General features: G+C 37.0%; 13 protein-coding genes. 5 read left to right on the forward strand and 8 right to left on the reverse strand.

Features of this window, described 5'->3' with window-relative positions:
• The first annotated feature begins 118 nt into the window (after positions 1-118).
• On the forward strand, positions 119-538 hold the full coding sequence (locus IGK61_RS16790; RefSeq protein ID WP_015510553.1) for a MerR family transcriptional regulator: 420 nt from the start codon (positions 119-121) through the stop codon (positions 536-538).
• 75 nt (positions 539-613) lie between these two features.
• Positions 614-1,480, forward strand: a complete 867-nt coding sequence (locus tag IGK61_RS16795; RefSeq protein WP_240934911.1) for an aldo/keto reductase — start codon at positions 614-616, stop codon at positions 1,478-1,480.
• Between the two features lie 362 nt (positions 1,481-1,842).
• Here IGK61_RS16795 and IGK61_RS16800 read toward each other — a convergent pair whose 3' ends face one another.
• From IGK61_RS16800 to IGK61_RS16810, 3 genes are read right to left on the reverse strand one after another with little or no spacing between them, the layout of a single operon-like run.
• Positions 1,843-2,097: a CPBP family glutamic-type intramembrane protease gene (locus IGK61_RS16800; protein WP_240934913.1), complete on the reverse strand. Its 255-nt coding sequence runs from the start codon at positions 2,095-2,097 to the stop codon at positions 1,843-1,845.
• A 3-nt stretch (positions 2,098-2,100) separates the two neighbouring features.
• On the reverse strand, positions 2,101-2,457 hold the full coding sequence (locus tag IGK61_RS16805) for a hypothetical protein (protein ID WP_240934915.1): 357 nt from the start codon (positions 2,455-2,457) through the stop codon (positions 2,101-2,103).
• 54 nt (positions 2,458-2,511) lie between these two features.
• On the reverse strand, positions 2,512-2,760 hold the full coding sequence (locus IGK61_RS16810; protein WP_438844968.1) for a hypothetical protein: 249 nt from the start codon (positions 2,758-2,760) through the stop codon (positions 2,512-2,514).
• 175 nt (positions 2,761-2,935) lie between these two features.
• On the opposite strand from IGK61_RS16810, the gene IGK61_RS16815 reads away from it, so the two are divergent.
• Both IGK61_RS16815 and IGK61_RS16820 read left to right on the forward strand, forming a co-directional pair.
• On the forward strand, positions 2,936-3,520 hold the full coding sequence (locus IGK61_RS16815; protein ID WP_074536451.1) for a TetR/AcrR family transcriptional regulator: 585 nt from the start codon (positions 2,936-2,938) through the stop codon (positions 3,518-3,520).
• 56 nt (positions 3,521-3,576) lie between these two features.
• A complete protein-coding gene (locus tag IGK61_RS16820; protein WP_074536450.1) occupies positions 3,577-5,391 on the forward strand; it encodes an alpha/beta fold hydrolase in 1,815 nt (604 codons plus the stop codon).
• Positions 5,392-6,181: 790 nt separating this feature from the next.
• Here IGK61_RS16820 and IGK61_RS16825 read toward each other — a convergent pair.
• Complete coding sequence (locus IGK61_RS16825) at positions 6,182-9,226, reverse strand: bacterial Ig-like domain-containing protein (RefSeq protein ID WP_438844969.1); 3,045 nt, start codon at positions 9,224-9,226, stop codon at positions 6,182-6,184.
• 233 nt (positions 9,227-9,459) lie between these two features.
• On the opposite strand from IGK61_RS16825, the gene IGK61_RS16830 reads away from it, so the two are divergent.
• On the forward strand, positions 9,460-10,209 hold the full coding sequence (locus IGK61_RS16830) for a helix-turn-helix domain-containing protein (RefSeq protein ID WP_217634956.1): 750 nt from the start codon (positions 9,460-9,462) through the stop codon (positions 10,207-10,209).
• Between the two features lie 1,083 nt (positions 10,210-11,292).
• On the opposite strand, the gene IGK61_RS16835 is transcribed toward IGK61_RS16830, so the two are convergent.
• The 4 genes from IGK61_RS16835 to IGK61_RS16850 all read right to left on the reverse strand — a co-directional run bounded on the left by IGK61_RS16835 (position 11,293) and on the right by IGK61_RS16850 (position 16,790).
• Positions 11,293-14,517: a bacterial Ig-like domain-containing protein gene (locus tag IGK61_RS16835; RefSeq protein ID WP_438844970.1), complete on the reverse strand. Its 3,225-nt coding sequence runs from the start codon at positions 14,515-14,517 to the stop codon at positions 11,293-11,295.
• A gap of 1,008 nt (positions 14,518-15,525) precedes the next feature.
• Positions 15,526-15,819: a hypothetical protein gene (locus tag IGK61_RS16840; protein ID WP_074536226.1), complete on the reverse strand. Its 294-nt coding sequence runs from the start codon at positions 15,817-15,819 to the stop codon at positions 15,526-15,528.
• Between the two features lie 171 nt (positions 15,820-15,990).
• Positions 15,991-16,197: a hypothetical protein gene (locus IGK61_RS16845; RefSeq protein WP_005230526.1), complete on the reverse strand. Its 207-nt coding sequence runs from the start codon at positions 16,195-16,197 to the stop codon at positions 15,991-15,993.
• A 131-nt stretch (positions 16,198-16,328) separates the two neighbouring features.
• Complete coding sequence (locus IGK61_RS16850) at positions 16,329-16,790, reverse strand: helix-turn-helix domain-containing protein (RefSeq protein WP_010748922.1); 462 nt, start codon at positions 16,788-16,790, stop codon at positions 16,329-16,331.
• Between the last annotated feature and the right edge of the window lie 64 nt (positions 16,791-16,854).

Here is a 16,854-nt window from a genome sequence, read left to right on the forward strand (position 1 = left end):
GAATAGTCGCCATAACGAACAAAATATACTCTTTTAAATAAACGAGTTTAAACCACTTGCCTTAGAGTCCACTTCAGGGTTTATGATTACTTATAGAAAAAGGTAAGGAGAACCAACGATGAATATAAAAAAAGCAGCGGAAATGTTTGATTTGAGCGTAGACACATTGCGCTATTATGAACGAGTCGGTGTGATCCCACCTGTTCAACGCAATGAGAGTGGCTATCGGGTGTACACAACGAATGATCTAAACTGGATCTATTTAGCAAAACATTTACGAAATGCAGGATTGTCCATCGAATCGCTAATTGAATTTGCTCAATTGGCACAAGTACGTGAAAGTCAAAATGTCGAAAAAGCTCAAAAACAGATTTTATCCGATCAACTCGAAGAATTAGAGAAAAAGTTAGCAGAAATGCAGGAAGTACGAGACCTGCTTATTTATAAGATAGAAACGTATGATGAGCATATCGCAAAATTCAAAGCAGGAAATATGACTCCTGATAAAGTGGAAAAATTATGGGAACGAAAGAAATAAAATCTTTTACTTGCTATGGACTTAACTCCAAGGTTTAGGATAGAACATGTAATGAAAATTAGAGGAGGAAACACTATGCAAACAATCACACTCAATAATGGTGTCACCATGCCGCAACTAGGATTTGGCGTTTATCAAATTCCTTTGGAAGAAACAGCTGAGGCTGTTTACCAAGCAATCAAAGCTGGTTATCGCCTGATCGACACTGCTTCTATTTATGGAAATGAAAAAGAAACAGGCGAGGGAATCAAGCGCGCCATCACTGAAGGTCTAGTCACTCGAGAAGAACTTTTTGTTACCTCTAAATTATTTATTCTCCAAGCTTCCGAAGGTAAAGCTAAAGAAACGATTGAACATTCGCTTAAAATAATGGGATTAACTTACCTTGATCTCTACCTTATTCACCAACCATATGGAGATATTTATGGTGCTTGGCGCTCAATGGTTGCCGCTCAAAAAACAGGGAAATTACGTGCAATTGGCGTTTCAAATTTCAAATCAGCTAAGATGATCGAGTTTGTCGGCTTGAATGAGGTGAAACCTCAAATCAATCAAATCGAAGTGAACCCTTGGAATCAACGAGTGGAAGATCAGGAATGGCATGAAAAATACGACGTTCAAGTTGAAGCTTGGGCACCTTTTGCAGAAGGACGCCATGACCTATTTACCAATCCGACATTAGCAGAAATTGGCAAGCAATATGGCAAAACGGTTGGTCAAGTTGTGCTTCGCTGGTTGATGCAAAGAGGGATCGTCGCTTTAGCAAAAACAGTTCGTCCAGAACGGATGGCTGAAAATATTGCTATTTTTGACTTTGAGCTTTCCCAGGAAGACATTGAAAAAATAGCCGCTTTAGATAAAAAAGAGTCCGCATTCTTTGACCACGATGCCCCCGAACAAGTGGAATGGTTTATGAATCGGATGTTAGATACTGAAAGCTAATAAGGAAAACAATATAAGTCCGCTCCCCTTGCAAAAGGAGACGGACTTATATTGTTTCTTACTGAATGGTAGGTCGTCACTTTTCTTTGTAAAAATGAAACTGTTTTTGGAACTCCGGCTAGTGAATCTGCACTGATCAAGTAACTGCCTTTCATATTAATAGTGGGACCTAAATGATGACCTACAAAATGACGAAGGACAGTCATTCGTAGATAAGAACTGTGCAAAACAACAAGCCTAAAACGTTTATCTGGCCTCTCAAATTTACTTTAACCAAATATGTTTTAGAGATTCTATACATACATATAGATAAATTGCCCCCAATTCTTCTACTCTTAAGGGGAAACAATAAAAAGAAATCTTTAGATCAAGATAGCTGCTGCCATCACAACGAAATTATAGAAGCTATGTGCAAAAATGGATTCCCAAATATTTCCCCTACGTAAATAGGTGCTCGTCAAATAAAACCCTATGACAAAGTATGGAAAAAGAGCAAAAAGATTCCCGTTAGCATTTACGATATGACTTTCAGTAAAAAGCAAGAGGCTTCCGGCAGCAGTGATGATTCTCAACCATCGTTTTTCTCCAACATAAATCAGTGTATAGCGATAAAGCATTTCCTAGAAAACAGGTGCTAGCAAAAGGGCATCAAATACAAAGGGAAGGGTTCTTTGATTGTTGGGATAAACAAAAATCAACGCATTGAGATCACGAAATAAAAGAATATTAATTAACCCGATGGTAAGGATGATACTAGTTGGTACGATGAGACCGATTTTTATTAATTTAACTTTATTTAGCTTTTGATAACTCTCTACTAAATAGTTATGGAAAAGGAGGATACCAAGTAAAACGAACAATAGTTTTACTCCGAAATGATTATAGCTCATCAAATATCTTGCATAAGAAGAAGGAATGCCACGTATTGCTAGCCCCTTCCATAAGACATAAAACAATAAAAATAGCCCTCTTTTCAACTTATCCCTCCTAATGAACGAAAGCTTTATACTCCAGATATTTTTACTCTTCTTTCAGTTCTTCCTATCTCTAAAATAACAAAAAACCAAATAACCACTCGAGCATGCTAACAAAGGAAGCCCGACATAGAGCATACCAGTTCCTAATGGATAATTAATAGCAAGATCAAGTTGGATATTCTTAAGTTCTTCTTTGCTGATTGTGTCAAAATCTTGAATAGGGATCAAAATCGTCTGTAAAAAAAGGCCAACGATCGTCATAAAAAGGCTGATCCCAAAACAGCCAATTGCAAATTTTTTCATAAGGGTCCTCTTTTCAACATACACTTTCTTACTGTATGTTCTTATTATACATATCAACCATTAAAAAAGAACCTTAAATTATTTTTTAACATTTATTTTACAACAATAAAAAGAAAATGAATCAATCGGTAAACAAAAAATTGACAAGACTCAATTAGTACTATATAGTTCTATTATGACAAATTATAAACGTTCAAATAAAAACCGAGTGATCGAAACAGCCGCCAGCCTTTTTCTCAAAGTCGGCTACACGTATACCAGTATGGATGAGGTCGTGCAGCAAAGCGGTGTGTCAAAATCAAATGTCTATTACCACTTCTCAAGTAAGGAGGAATTATTACTAGCAGTGATTGATTTTTGGATCACTATATACCGAGAAAAACTAGCAGACATTTTGAAACAGACCAATCTAACTTTGGAAGAAAAAATACTGACCTTTCTAGAAAGTTTGGCTGAAGAAATTGAAGAGCGGGACTATCAAGGCAGCTGTCCCTTCATTACTTTCATTATGCAAGCGCCGAAAAATGATCGGCAGGTCCAAGAAAAAATCAATCATTTTTTTGATTATTTAACGCGTATCTGCGAAGGATTGATTCAAGAAGGAATAAATACTAAAGCATTTCGTGAAGACATCAACGTCAAAGAAACGGCGGAGATTTTTGTGAACAACCTTGAAGGGGCACTTTTTTTAGCAGAAGTAAAAAAAGAGAGTCAGTATCTCACTACTACAGCCAAAAATTTATTTAAATTACTCGTTTAAGAGTAATTTTTTTATATAAAAATTAGGACTAAATAGTTCTAAAAAAGGAGAAAATAATGAATATTTTAATTATCGGGGCAACTGGGTTTATTGGCAAAGAAGTCGTCAAACAACTCGCAAGGGAAGATGTTTTTTTAACATTACTTGTCAGAAATCCAGCGAAAGCAAGACCATTACAAGCACTAGCCCTTGAAAAAATAGCATTGGTAACAGGCGATTTAACAAAAGAGAACTTAGGCCTAAATGCGATCGACCACGAACGAGCAATGCACTGCAACATGATTCTTCACTGCGGCGGTCCGATGGATATCACTTTATCAGAAGCAGCCGCGAAGAACTCCTTTTTAGAAGGCAGCAAAAACCTCATGACCCTTGCAACAGAAATCAACAAGAGAAACAAATTGAAAAAGATCATCCACGTAGCTGGGTACATGAGCCCATTCACGGATGATGCTTCTGTCTGGGAAACGACGGATGTGTTCAAAGAGGTGCATCCAGCGTTACTTGGAACCCCGCCCTATGAGCAGATGAAGTTTTTATCTGATATTTATATTCGACAAGAAGCGAAAAAGCACCATATTCCTTTAGCAGTAATCAATCCGCCAACCGTCATCGGTGATGAGCAAACAGGCAGCACCGAACAACTCGAAGGCTTTGGCTTATTTATAAAAATAATCCGAAGTGGAGCCTTACCTGTTATCCCCGGAGGAAGTGACTATCGACTACCGTTGATCAATAAAAATGTACTCGCTCAATTTATTGTCAAAACCATATTCAATGAGACAAAAGACGAAATGACGTATCCCCTTGTTGCCGATAAACACGCCGACAAAGAGATCGTTCAACTGATGGGGCTGATTTCTGAAAGTCTTAATCGAAACAAACCTCGGCTGACTGTTCCTTTTGGTTTACTCAAGTTCGTTATGGCAGCTGGCGGAAGCAAATTAACGGGTATTCCTGAAAGTAGTTTAAACTTTTTAACCAATAGAACGTTTGACAATCGGCTGACAAAACGCGATTTTGAATCGGAACTGATAAAAAAAATAGCAGCATCAAACATCCCATTAGCAGTAGCTGACATTGATTTTCGCTTGACCTATGGGGAAGAAAGCCTAACACCCTACACACGCATAGCTGTCAACGAAGCGACGGTCTATCAATTGGAGGGCTCTGCTACTCCTCTCGTGCTTTTGCATGGCTTATTTAGCGATGGCACCGATCTCTTTCAACTGGGACTAGCATTGAATAAACAAACAGGTAGAAAAATTATCATTGCAGACTTACCAGGATTCGGAAGATCTCCGTTTATTAAAAAGCAACAGCTGGTGACACCATATCTTGAGTTGATACGCTCACTAAAGAATATCCTGCCTGACGGCTCTGTCTTTATCGGCCATTCTTTTGGTGCCGCCTTGTTATTAACAGCCGCTGAACAGCGCTTCTTTTCAGAGAACGATCAACTGATTCTTTTACAACCACCTATTCATAAAACCGATTCGGTCCCTGCAACATGGCTCAGTAAACTAGCTTTAAGACATGCCTCTGAACGACAATTACTCGCCTATTTCACAAAAAAAGGACTGCTGATAGACGAAGCAGCCTCTTCTAGTGAATATTTAAAAAGAGTGAAGAAGAGTGCTCGTTCTTCACGGATAGTCAACACAACACTTCAACTAAATTGGTTGTTAAAAGAAATGTCCCTTCACCAAAGAATAGATCCTTCGATTCCAATCGTATGGGGAACCGAGGATAAAAGCTATTTACCGCCAAGAGAAACGACTAAAATAGTCGATCTGCCATTGGGTCATCATTTTCCAATCAGCCATCCGCAAGAAACAGCTGATGTGCTGGTAGAGTTGATCAAAGGTTGATTTTAGGGAGATATAATTTTCTCAAGAACGCTAATCTACTTACGAAAATTCCTACTTAGTATAATTAGTAATTGAAAGGTGACCCTCTCTTTGATGAGAATGGTGTCAGTACCTTCTTACCATCCTTCATGTAAGAAGATATGATTCTCTGTGAAATAAATTTCCATTAAAAATCTATCCATAGCTCTCCTGGCGGCACGGGTATCCAGATTCCAATTGTTAGCTTTCCAGAAGAAACGATTCTATCAGGAGCCTACTATACTATTTTTGATGAAAATAGAATCGGAGTCAAAATTGATATTTTGCTAAAAAGACTCTTGGTTATCGTTATAAGAAAATCAGACAAACAAAAAGTTATGATAAGAAAACTATCTAGGAATAAGTAAATAAAATGGTAACATGATATCTCTCCACAATAGCTAAGTAATAAAAAAGAAGCTAATTATAAGAAACGATTCTTTGATTAGCTTCTTTCTATGTTAGAGAGAATAATAAAACGAATAAATTATACAAGAAATGTAACAAAATCCAGGGTATTATAGTCCCTTACACTATATCGGATGATTTGCAAAAATTGCATAAAGAAATTCGTAAAAGTCATTTCTGAACAGTAAATTTAATAGATTCATCATCTATTTTCTGTTGTTCGGGAGTTGATTTTATGTAATCTACATGGCCTCTGTGAAGGTTTCTCTCTCTAACCTAGTAAGAAAGAGAAACTTGGCTGAAGTCTTTTTCAAATAAAATAAAGTACCCAGAAATAAATCCTGCATACTTTATTTTTTAGCCATTATGCTTTATTCGCTTTTCTTTTTTTCCAAAAGACAATTACACCTGTCAGAAGCACAATTATGACACCTGCTACTAATTCAGCTACTGAATTATTTTCATTTGTTTTAGGAAGTGTTACCTGTTTCTTACTATCAGAAGTTGTTTTTTTCTGATTCTCTTTCTTTTGTTCTGGTGTCGTATGCGTTGAATCATCTGCAGGTTTTTCTTGGCTAGGTTTTTCTTTTACTGTGACTGTAGCCGTTACCGTAATTCCATCATAACTATACGATACTTCATAGCTACCTGCTTTGCTCGTATCAACTTGACTGGCGTTTACTGTCAAGTCTTCGTACACGACTTTCTTTCCTGCTTTGTCTAATGCATTGTCAAAATTTTCTTTTGCCGTCCATTTATCTCCCACATAAATCGTAGAATCATGGACATTGATGGCTGTCATTTTCTCTTTAACCGTAATGATCGCTGTACTCGTTACACCATCATACGTATACGTGACGTCAAAGCTCCCTGCTTTGCTCGTGTCGGCTTTACTGGGATCAACTGTCAAATCTTGGAAATCTATTAAATTACCATTTTTATCTAACGCACTATCGAAGTTATCTTCTGCTTGCCAGTTATCCCCCACGTAGATCGTTGAGTCATGAACATTAACGGCAGTCATTTTTTCTTTAACTGTGACAATTGCTGTACTCGTTATACCATCATACGTATATGTGACTTCAAAAGTACCTGCTTTATTTGTTTCTGCTTTACTAGCATCGACCGTCAGTTCTTGGAAATCTATCGAATTACCATCTTTATCCAACGCACTGTTGAAGTTATCCTCTGCTTCCCATTTATCTCCCACATAAATCGTGGAATCGTGGACATTGACGGTGGTCATTTTTTCTTTGACTGTAACAATCGCTGTACTCGTTACACCATCGTACGTATACGCGACTTCAAAGGTACCTGCTTTACTCGTATCTGCCTTACTGTCATCCACCATCAGGGCTGAAAAGTCAACATCGTTGCCATCTTTATCCAAAGCACCGTCGAAGTTATTCTCTGCTTCCCAATTATCTCCCACATAAATCGTAGAATCATGGACATTGACGGCTGTCATTTTTTCTTTGACCGTAATGACCGCTGTACTCGTTACACCATCGTACGTATAGGTGACGTCAAAGCTGCCTGCTTTACTCGTATCGGCTTCACTATCATTGACTGCAAGATCTTGGAAATCTACTGAATTACCATCTTTATCTAATGCACTGTCAAAGTTATCCTCTGCTTGCCAGTTATCCCCCACGTAGATCGTTGAGTCATGGACATTGACGGATGTCATTTTTTCTTTGACCGTAATGATCGCTGTACTGGTTATACCGTCGTACGTATAGGCAACTTCGAAGCTACCTACCTTACTCGTGTCGGCTTTACTAGCATCGACAGTTAAAGCTGAAAAATCAACATCGTTGCCATCTTTATCCAACGCACTATCGAAGTTATCCTCTGCTTGCCAGTTATCCCCCACGTAGATCGTGGAATCATGAACATTGACTGTCGTTTGTTTTTCTTTGACTGTCACGGTTGCTATACTGGTTACACCATCATACGTGTACTTGACTTCAAAGGTCCCTGCTTTACTCGTATCGGCGTTACTCTCATCAACCACAAGGTCTTGGAAATATATCGAATTGCCCTCTTTGTCTAATGCACTATCAAAGTTGTCCTCAGCTTGCCAGCTATCTCCTGCATAGATCGTGGAATCATGAACATTGACTGTCGTTTTATTATCTTTTACTGTCACTTTAGAGATACCGCTGACAGAATTAGTAGTATTGGCACTATTATAATAGTACCGATATTCTACTTCATAAACGCCTGGGTAACTTAAGTCTACTTGATCACCAAGGATCTTAATATCATTAGTCAGAGAATATAGTTCATCTCCCAAATCGTCTGAGGCAGAAATAAAACCATCTTGTGGGTTCCAGCTTTCCCCTGTATATAAGGTAATGTTCCTTACATTTAATTTAGGAACTTTCGCCCACATATAGTCGCCAGCCATCGTATCACCATCATAGGTTTTAGTTAGTTTTTCTCTATCATACCTAGCTTTAGTTTCAACATTTATCCAAACACCACCGTAAACTCCGTCATTCGGTGGCGCATTTAAATAATAGCCGCCAAGTACTGTTTTTTTACCTAAAGTTATATAATTCAAGTTAGGAGGAAATGCGCTAGTGTCATACTTCCACGTATCAATATTAGACATATCCCAACTTGAAATATCTAAAGTCGTAAGTGCACTTGAACCAAAAAACATAGAATCCATTGAAACTAAACTAGCCGTATTAAGACCGGATACGTCTATTTGTTTAAGTGCAGGCAGATGTTGAAAAGTACCTATCATAGTTGTTGTGGCATTCGTATTCAAGAAATTTAAATTATCAATTTGAGTTACATTTGTAAGGTACGCAAAAAAATAGTCAAGGTGAGTGCCTGCAATCACCTCTCCCTCCAACACAACTTTTTTAATTGACTGTCTGTAGTCAAACCACGATGGCTTATCACCTCCCGCTGGAAATTCAGGAAGCTTCCCTGAGTAAATATGTAAAATCCCATTTTCATCAATTACCCAAGCACTCGTTCCATTTGTTCCCGTAGCTATGTCGCCAACAGCGGAACTATTTGCTTGCTTCTCCTTGTCATTGCCCCCCTCCTTACTACTTAATTTTTGGTCGCTCGAAACTGTCTTACTTTCCGTTGGTTCAGTATGTTCAACGCTCTCCTTAGTTGCAACGGTTTCACTGACAAAATCAGCCCCATCGGTCTGCGATCCACTTTTTAAAGTATTATTGTTAATAACGGTCTCTTTACTCATTGTATTGCTTTCACAAGTTTTTTCTCCACTATCATCGATGCTTGTTTCATTTGGAGTAAGATCTTCTTCATTTTGTGTTAGCCGATTTTCAATAACATCAGCTACGACTTGGCTGGAATTTATCACAGAAGGGATTGTCAATATAAACATACTAAAAAGTATTACTAATCTTTTTTTCATTTTTAGCGCTGCCTTTCTTTCTTACATTTATCACATATTCAATTTATTAATGAAAATTATTTTCGCACAACATTTATTTGTAATTAATAAATTTATTAGCAATAAAAAAACGTTAGATTATTTTGCGTTTTTTAAATCATGGTGGTATGATAGCACACAGAAAAAGCGCTCGCTATCTACAATTCTGGTATACCAATGTACGGAAATTGTGTTGGAGAAAAGGGGAGGATTATGTGATACCTGATTACTTAAGAAGGGAAATATCTGTTTTATTTTTTATCATAAACAAAGAACAAACAACCACAAAAGAAATTGCCGAAAGCCTGCAGATCACTCCTCGAAAAGTACGTGATACCTTAACCATCATCAACAAGCATTTTGAGGAATTTCATAGCATCAGCAGTTTTATTCTCATAAAAAACTCTGGGATGATAAAAATCAACTCTGAATTTAAAGAACATTCAGTCTCTTCGGCATACTCGCTGAAACTGCAACTATTAAAAAATAATGCAACCTTCAATTATACAGTGTTATTGCTCACTAGAAGCTCACTGAATAAAGATCATATATTAAATGAGCTCTTTATCTCCCCTAGTTACCTAAACATACTAACCCAAAAATTAAATGAGTTTTTCTCAAGTTTTGATTTCCGCATTACAGTTAGGGAAGGCTACTATACTTTAGTTGGAGATGAAATGAATATTCGCTTGTTCTCTTATCTATACTTGCAAGATTCTTTTCATGATTTAGAGTGGCCATTTCAAGATATCTCCCTTCACAGTATTCGCGCATCAGTTCCCGAAGAAATCCTGGAAGAATCTTACAAACGTTCTTTTACAAAAAATAGATCACTTTATATTTTATATGCTATTTTGCAAACAAGAATCCATAGTAATCATCGTTTGGTTCAACCAGAATCCTTATTGACTCGAACTTTGTTTACAATTATTTTTGAAAGTTTTGATGCAGCAGTAATCTTTTAAAAAAACAGCTTCGGATCCCTTGATGATAGTACGAAAAATAACGAGATTCTCTATTTTAATTTTCTTTCCCATCTTTTCATTTCAGACATTATCCCTATAGAAGAAAAGATAAAACTAGGAAAAACTTTTTTCGAATCAGATCATTCTTATTGCACTTTCTCTCGCGACGTTTTGGCAGCTAGTTCTGTTCTAATAAACGACAAACTCTCTGATCAGAACAGGCATCTTGTTCTCTACTATTTAACCTTATTCAACGCTTTTTATTTTTTGATAGGAGATACGATTGACTGCTTCGCCCAACTATTTATTCCACCTTTATTTTTTCGATCAAATGTTCAAAATGACTATATGAATGTCATAAAAAAAACTGTTTCTATCTACACCAAAGATGAAAATCACACCAAATATTTATCAAGTCTGCTCTATACGCTCCACACCGCTAATATAAAGACAGAAGTTACAATCTACTTACAACTAGTAAAAGACTATTCCGCCAGTTTTTATATTGAAAATAGTCTTATGAACTTCTTTAATAAAGAACACATCAATATTACCGATAATTACGAGATAGCCGATATCGTCGTTACTGATACATTAGTGCGATCCGATCCTAAGAAAAAAGTGTTTTATTTGAACTCGATAGAAAATGACGGACGATGGGCTGAGTTACTTTTTCTGATTCAACGTGTTTATTTGGAAAAACAGCACATCCAAAAGGAAAAATTCAGTTTGTAAAGGTTATAGATGTGCATTTTTCTCGGGTACAAATACTCAACATCCAATCTATTCATTCATTGTTAGGAAGAAATTCCTTTTTCAATAAAGCATATGAATTATCTATTGAAGTGATACATCTATAATAGAACGGCTTAGTTCATGCTCATACACTGCTCGTTTTCTTGGTACGATTTTTTCAATATTCTCTTTAAAATTGATACTAATTTCTGAGAGTCTTATGCCAATCATTTTCGATAAATAATAATTTGCGACTATTAGGTTACATTTGTACCTTTAGTTCTGATAAAAATTTATCATACACAAATAAAGTACTTGGGATCCATTCCCAAGTACTTTATTTAATCATTACGATTTATTCGCTTTTCTTTTTTTCCAAAAGAAAATTACACCTACCAATAACACAATTATGAACCCTGTTGCTAATTCAACCATTGATTTACTTTCGTTTGTTTTCGGAAGTGCTTCATGTTTCTTACTATCAGAGTTTATCTTTTTCTGATTCTCTTTCTCTTGTTCTTGTGATGTATGCTCTGAATCATCTGCAGGTTCTTCTGGGCTAGGTTTTTCTTTTACTGTGATGGTGGCCGTTACTGTAATTCCATCATAACTATACGTTACTTTGTAACTACCTGCTTTGCTCGGATCAACTTGACTAGTATCTACTGTCAGGGCTGAAAATGCGACGTCGTTGCCTGCTTTATCTAACGCACCATCGAAATTATCTTCTGCTTCCCAGTTATCTCCCACATAGATCGTAGAATCATGGACATTGACGGCTGTCATTTTTTCTTTGACCGTAATAATCGCTGTACTGGTTATACCATTATACGTGTAGATAACTTCGAAAGTTCCTGCTTTACTCATATCTGCTTGACTCGCATCAACCGTTAGGGCTGAAAACGCCACGTCATTCCCATCTTTGTCTAACGCACTGTCGAAGTTATCCTCTGCTTCCCAATTATCTCCCACATAAATCGTAGAATCATGAACGTTGACTGCGGTCATTTTTTCTTTGACCGTAATAATCGCTGTACTGGTTATACCATCATACGTGTAGGTAACTTCGAAAGTTCCTACTTTACTTGTATCTGCTTGACTCGCATCAACCGTAAGATCTGAAAGTGCAACGTCGTTGCCATCTTTATCTAACGCACTATCAAAATTATCTTTTGCTTCCCAGTTATCTCCCACATAGATCGTGGAATCGTGGACATTGACGGCGGTCATTTTTTCTTTGACTGTAACAATCGCTGTACTCGTTACACCATCATACGTATACGTGACTTCAAAGCTGCCTGCTTTACTTGTATCTGCTTGACTCGCATCAACCGTAAGATCTGAAAGTGCAACGTTGTTGCCATCTTTATCTAACGCACTATCAAAATTATCTTTTGCTTCCCAGTTATCTCCCACATAGATCGTGGAATCGTGGACATTGACGGCGGTCATTTTTTCTTTGACTGTAACAATCGCTGTACTCGTTACACCATCATACGTATACGTGACTTCAAAACTCCCTGCTTTGCTCGTGTCGGCTTTACTAGCATCGACCGTCAGATCTGAAAGTGCAACGTCGTTGCCGTCTTTATCTAACGCATTGTCGAAGTTATCTTCTGCTTCCCAATTGTCTCCCACATAAATCCTAGAATTGTGGACATTGACGGCGGTCATTTTTTCTTTGACCGTAATAATCGCTGTACTGGTTATACCATCATACGTGTAGGTAACTTCGAAAGTTCCTGCTTTACTCATATCTGCTTGACTCGCATCAACCGTAAGATCTGAAAGTGCAACGTCGTTGCCATCTTTATCTAACGCACTGTCGAAGTTATCTTCTGCTTCCCAGGTTTCGCCCACATAAATCGTGGAGTCATGTACATTGACTGCGGTTTGATTCGCTTTGACAATAATCGTAGCCGTACTAGTCACGCCGTCATAGCGATAATTCACTTGATATGTCCCCGGAGTGTTGGTATTTACGCTGCCTTCTACCGTTATATCTTGAAAGTCTAACGAATTACCATCTTTATCCAAGGCACTATCGAAATTATCTTCTGCTTGCCAGCTATCTCCCACGTAGATCGTAGAATCATGGACGTTCACCGCAGTTTGTTTTTCTTTGACTGTAACAACCGCTGTATTCGTCACACCGTCATACGTATAAGTGACTTTAAAGCTACCTGCTTTACTTGTATCTGCTTGACTAGCATCGACCGTTAGGGCTGAAAAATCAACATCGTGGCCATCTTTGTCTAATGCACTCTCAAAATTATCCTCTGCTTGCCATGGATCACCCACATAGATTATTGAATCAGAGACATTTATAGCGGTCAGCCGAGGCTTGACAACTATTGTTGCATCCTTGGTTAGATTATTGAGAGTATAACTAACCGTATAAGTACCCGCTGTCTGTGTGTCTACTGTACCAGAAACAATCCCGCCATTTGCCAAAAATTCCTCATAGGTTAGCTGTTTTCCTTCTTTTGATGAAGCTTCGATAAAGTTATCTACTGGTGACCATGTTTCCTGTGTATAAATAGTACTATCTTTAATCAAAATATCGGTATAATCAATTTGTGCTTTCTGATAAACATAGGTAACGGTAAACTCACCACGTTTAAATTTTCCAATAGCATCGACAGGTAACTTACTTGTATCTAGCTCATATCCAGGAATTTCTGGAATATAGTCACTAGTTGAAACGTCATAGGGCTGATTTGTACTATCATCAATTCGACGTGAAGGGTAGATTTCATTACCTGATTCATCTACATACTTAATGGTTAAGTGACTGTTTGTAAAACGGATATTGTACGTACCTGTAAATAGGTCATTCCCGTTAGCATCCTTATAAGGAATAACTACAGTAAAACCGAGAAAATTAAAACCCTCAAGCCCCCATCCCTGGAGGAAACTATCCCATGATATATGCAATGGATTTACACCTATTACTGGATTATTATGTGATGATCCTAGGACAAGAAATTTTTCATTTGATTTATACTCGTAAAAATTACCATAATCGCCACCCAATGTAAGACGAAAATATAGCTCATCCTGCTTATACTCTTCAGGGATTGGTAAATCTACATCCAATGAAATATATTTTAAAGGATCATATTCGACTGTTAAATCATAAGTGAACGTCTCTGAAGCTTCCGTTGGAGTCATAAGCATCTTCGAGTCTTTTTTATGTATTTGATTCTGGTCAGCATTATCTGTCATACTTTCGCTCGTATCGGATTCAGATGACTGGCTATCGGATAGTTCTTTACTATTATTCGCTTGCTCCTCATTACTAGCAGCATTATCTTCTTGACTGCTTGACGTTTCATTCTCCAAAAGGTTTTCCTTTGTTTCACTTTCAGAAAGTACATCTTTGTTATCAGGCGTCTGTTCCTGATTTTCACTTTTTTCAAAGCTATTCAAAGATTCCGATAAAAGATTGCCAGCTTCTTGTTCTTGAGCGGGTGCTATTCCAAGCGTATCTGTCAATGCTTGTACTGGATTCATTACAATTGACCCAAACAATAATCCAACTAAAAAAAGGTGCATATGTTTATTTTTCATTTTTTTCTCCTCGTTTCGATTTAACAAACGGCATCTTAGCATTAAATTACGCATTTTAATTTATTAAAAAAACCACCTAACTATGGTTATTACATAAAATTATTTGCTAAATGCTATGGTTTATAATGTGTATCTTAAAAGTGCGTAACCTACAATTCAAAGGGCCTTACTATCGATTATTTCTTCATCTTAAACCTCTCATCCATATAATTATTTAATCAAAAACAATAATCGTACTTTTTCTATTATCCTTTTTTTGTGTGTATAGGAATTTCTATTTTTTTCATGGGATTAAAATATTAGAACGGCAGACTTTGGATGCTTCTCACTAGAGAACTGACATTTTGGTATAACAGTGCACGAGAATGGTGTTTTAGAACCATGTATATTGTTTACTTTTTTCATAGGTTCTTGACTGACTGTGTGGTTATCCGACACTATATTGATATCGATTTACTCACACCTAAGGAACGGAGTGAAAAACTGGTATATATTCTTTGATAAAGAAAATATCTATAAACTCCATTAAATTCTCGTTTTTAAAAATGACGGATACAATCGATTTATAACTTCCAATATTATCTTAATTGTGGTGACAGCTCGGAGAATAGCGGTTGTTGGTAAAGAATAGAGAATGTTGTACATTTCTATAAAAAGCGTTTCAAAATAAAAAAAGCACGGTGCGGATTGCCGTGATCTAATTTATTTCTTTACGCTAAAGGAAGATACGTAAATGGGTTGTTACAACATTCGTAAGAATACGCAACGTGACCAACCGCTGTTCAGTTTTTGATTCGTGATTGTTTTTTGTCTCGCTAAAAAAACCTCTCAAATGGATGAGAGGTTTTCGATCTATTGAATACAAATCAATTTACCGATTTATAAATGGCACTTCGTAAAGAATACATAATGCTCTATTCAACTTTTTTCTACATCAACTAAAGTAAATAAAGATCTACAAACACTAACAGTTACTTCTTTTTCATATTCTCTATAGGCACACCCCCTCTAGACAATATTTAAATAAATAACCAGAAAAATGACAAAACAAGTGACGGTCAGTTCGATTATATTTTCTGTACGTCGCGTACGGTTCTTTAAAAAAATACCCGGAGCAGTCGAAGAAAATTGTGAGCGATATTTTTTGGGGATAAAAAATCCTCCTAATATTCCTACTAGGACCAAGTAGAAGGGCCAGTTCGGTGAGATCCCACGATTGAGAAAAGCCATGGCTAATGCAATCACGTAAATCACTACCTGAATAATCGTAATACTGTAAACCTTTTTTAAATCTTTTGACATCGTTGTGCCCCTCCATTTGAAGAAAAATTGATTGTAATAGAAGTGCTATGGCGTAACCGAATTTTGTAATACTGACTGACCAGAAGACGTATCCTTTTCAACCGCATAAACTGTCAATGAAGCGAATCTGCCTCGCATTTGAAAGGCTGTTGTTGGCTGATTCCCTATCCGCTATCTCTCGGTTAACTCATCCCTGAATTTCAGGAATAGCTCTTTCGCTTGTCCTGTACTCATGTTTGTCAGGTCTTTGATTTTCTTGACCATACCAATATCATTTTCGTTTTTTGAAAGCATTTGTCGTGCCATTTCTTCTTTGATTTCTGCTTCTTCTTCCTTCGTTAAATTTCTGACTTCTTTCTTTTTACCAAATAATCCCATCCTGCTCTCTCCTTCTTGTAAAATTTACACGCTTTTTACACTAGTCGTACTGAACCTAAAATGCCGTTTTTCTGTCCATGACTTGATTCCTATACCCTAATCTACCATTTCCGTCGAAATCGAGGAAATGGTTAGTTCTCCTTTTTATTTTTTGGGAAGATATAAAAATAAAACGCGGAGCCAATGATGATCGCTGGCGGCACAGAGATGCTCAATAATTTTAAAGCGGTGGTTAAAAATACTCCTAACTTTTCTTGAATAGAAAGATTCATAATCGTGCTGAAGTCTTGATTGAATGAAGTTACGATCATCGTGACAAAAAAGATCAAGCAAAAACTAATCACCCCATACTTGATGCTTACTTTTAGATCCTCATTGTCTTTCTTAGTTTCTTCCAAAAGTAATGTTTCTAATGAAATATCCAATTCTTCGGCTATTTTGATCATATTTTTTTTGCTAGGGTACGTAGCACCTAACTCCCATTTTGAGATCGTCTTGTCACTTACTTCTAATAATTCTGCTAGCCTACTTTGCGTTAGCTTGTTTTTTTCTCTATATTCTTTCAGCTTCATTGCTAATATCGTTTCTTTCATATCAACCACTCCTCATTCATTTCTACCTTTCATTTTGACATAAAACCTACCATTTAACAGGAAT

Source organism: Enterococcus sp. AZ063 (assembly GCF_051715045.1).
In the GTDB taxonomy this organism is placed as follows: Bacteria; Bacillota; Bacilli; order Lactobacillales; family Enterococcaceae; genus Enterococcus_D; species Enterococcus_D casseliflavus.

Bases quoted from the DNA above. Each gene is read 5' to 3' on its own strand.
- IGK61_RS16790 (WP_015510553.1), top strand. From the start codon at position 119: ATGAATATAAAAAAAGCAGCGGAAATGTTTGATTTGAGCGTAGACACA.
- IGK61_RS16795 (WP_240934911.1), top strand. From the start codon at position 614: ATGCAAACAATCACACTCAATAATGGTGTCACCATGCCGCAACTAGGA.
- IGK61_RS16800 (WP_240934913.1), bottom strand. From the start codon at position 2,097: ATGCTTTATCGCTATACACTGATTTATGTTGGAGAAAAACGATGGTTG.
- IGK61_RS16810 (WP_438844968.1), bottom strand. From the start codon at position 2,760: ATGAAAAAATTTGCAATTGGCTGTTTTGGGATCAGCCTTTTTATGACG.
- IGK61_RS16815 (WP_074536451.1), top strand. From the start codon at position 2,936: ATGACAAATTATAAACGTTCAAATAAAAACCGAGTGATCGAAACAGCC.
- IGK61_RS16820 (WP_074536450.1), top strand. From the start codon at position 3,577: ATGAATATTTTAATTATCGGGGCAACTGGGTTTATTGGCAAAGAAGTC.
- IGK61_RS16825 (WP_438844969.1), bottom strand. From the start codon at position 9,226: ATGAAAAAAAGATTAGTAATACTTTTTAGTATGTTTATATTGACAATC.
- IGK61_RS16835 (WP_438844970.1), bottom strand. From the start codon at position 14,517: ATGAAAAATAAACATATGCACCTTTTTTTAGTTGGATTATTGTTTGGG.
- IGK61_RS16840 (WP_074536226.1), bottom strand. From the start codon at position 15,819: ATGTCAAAAGATTTAAAAAAGGTTTACAGTATTACGATTATTCAGGTA.
- IGK61_RS16845 (WP_005230526.1), bottom strand. From the start codon at position 16,197: ATGGGATTATTTGGTAAAAAGAAAGAAGTCAGAAATTTAACGAAGGAA.
- IGK61_RS16850 (WP_010748922.1), bottom strand. From the start codon at position 16,790: ATGAAAGAAACGATATTAGCAATGAAGCTGAAAGAATATAGAGAAAAA.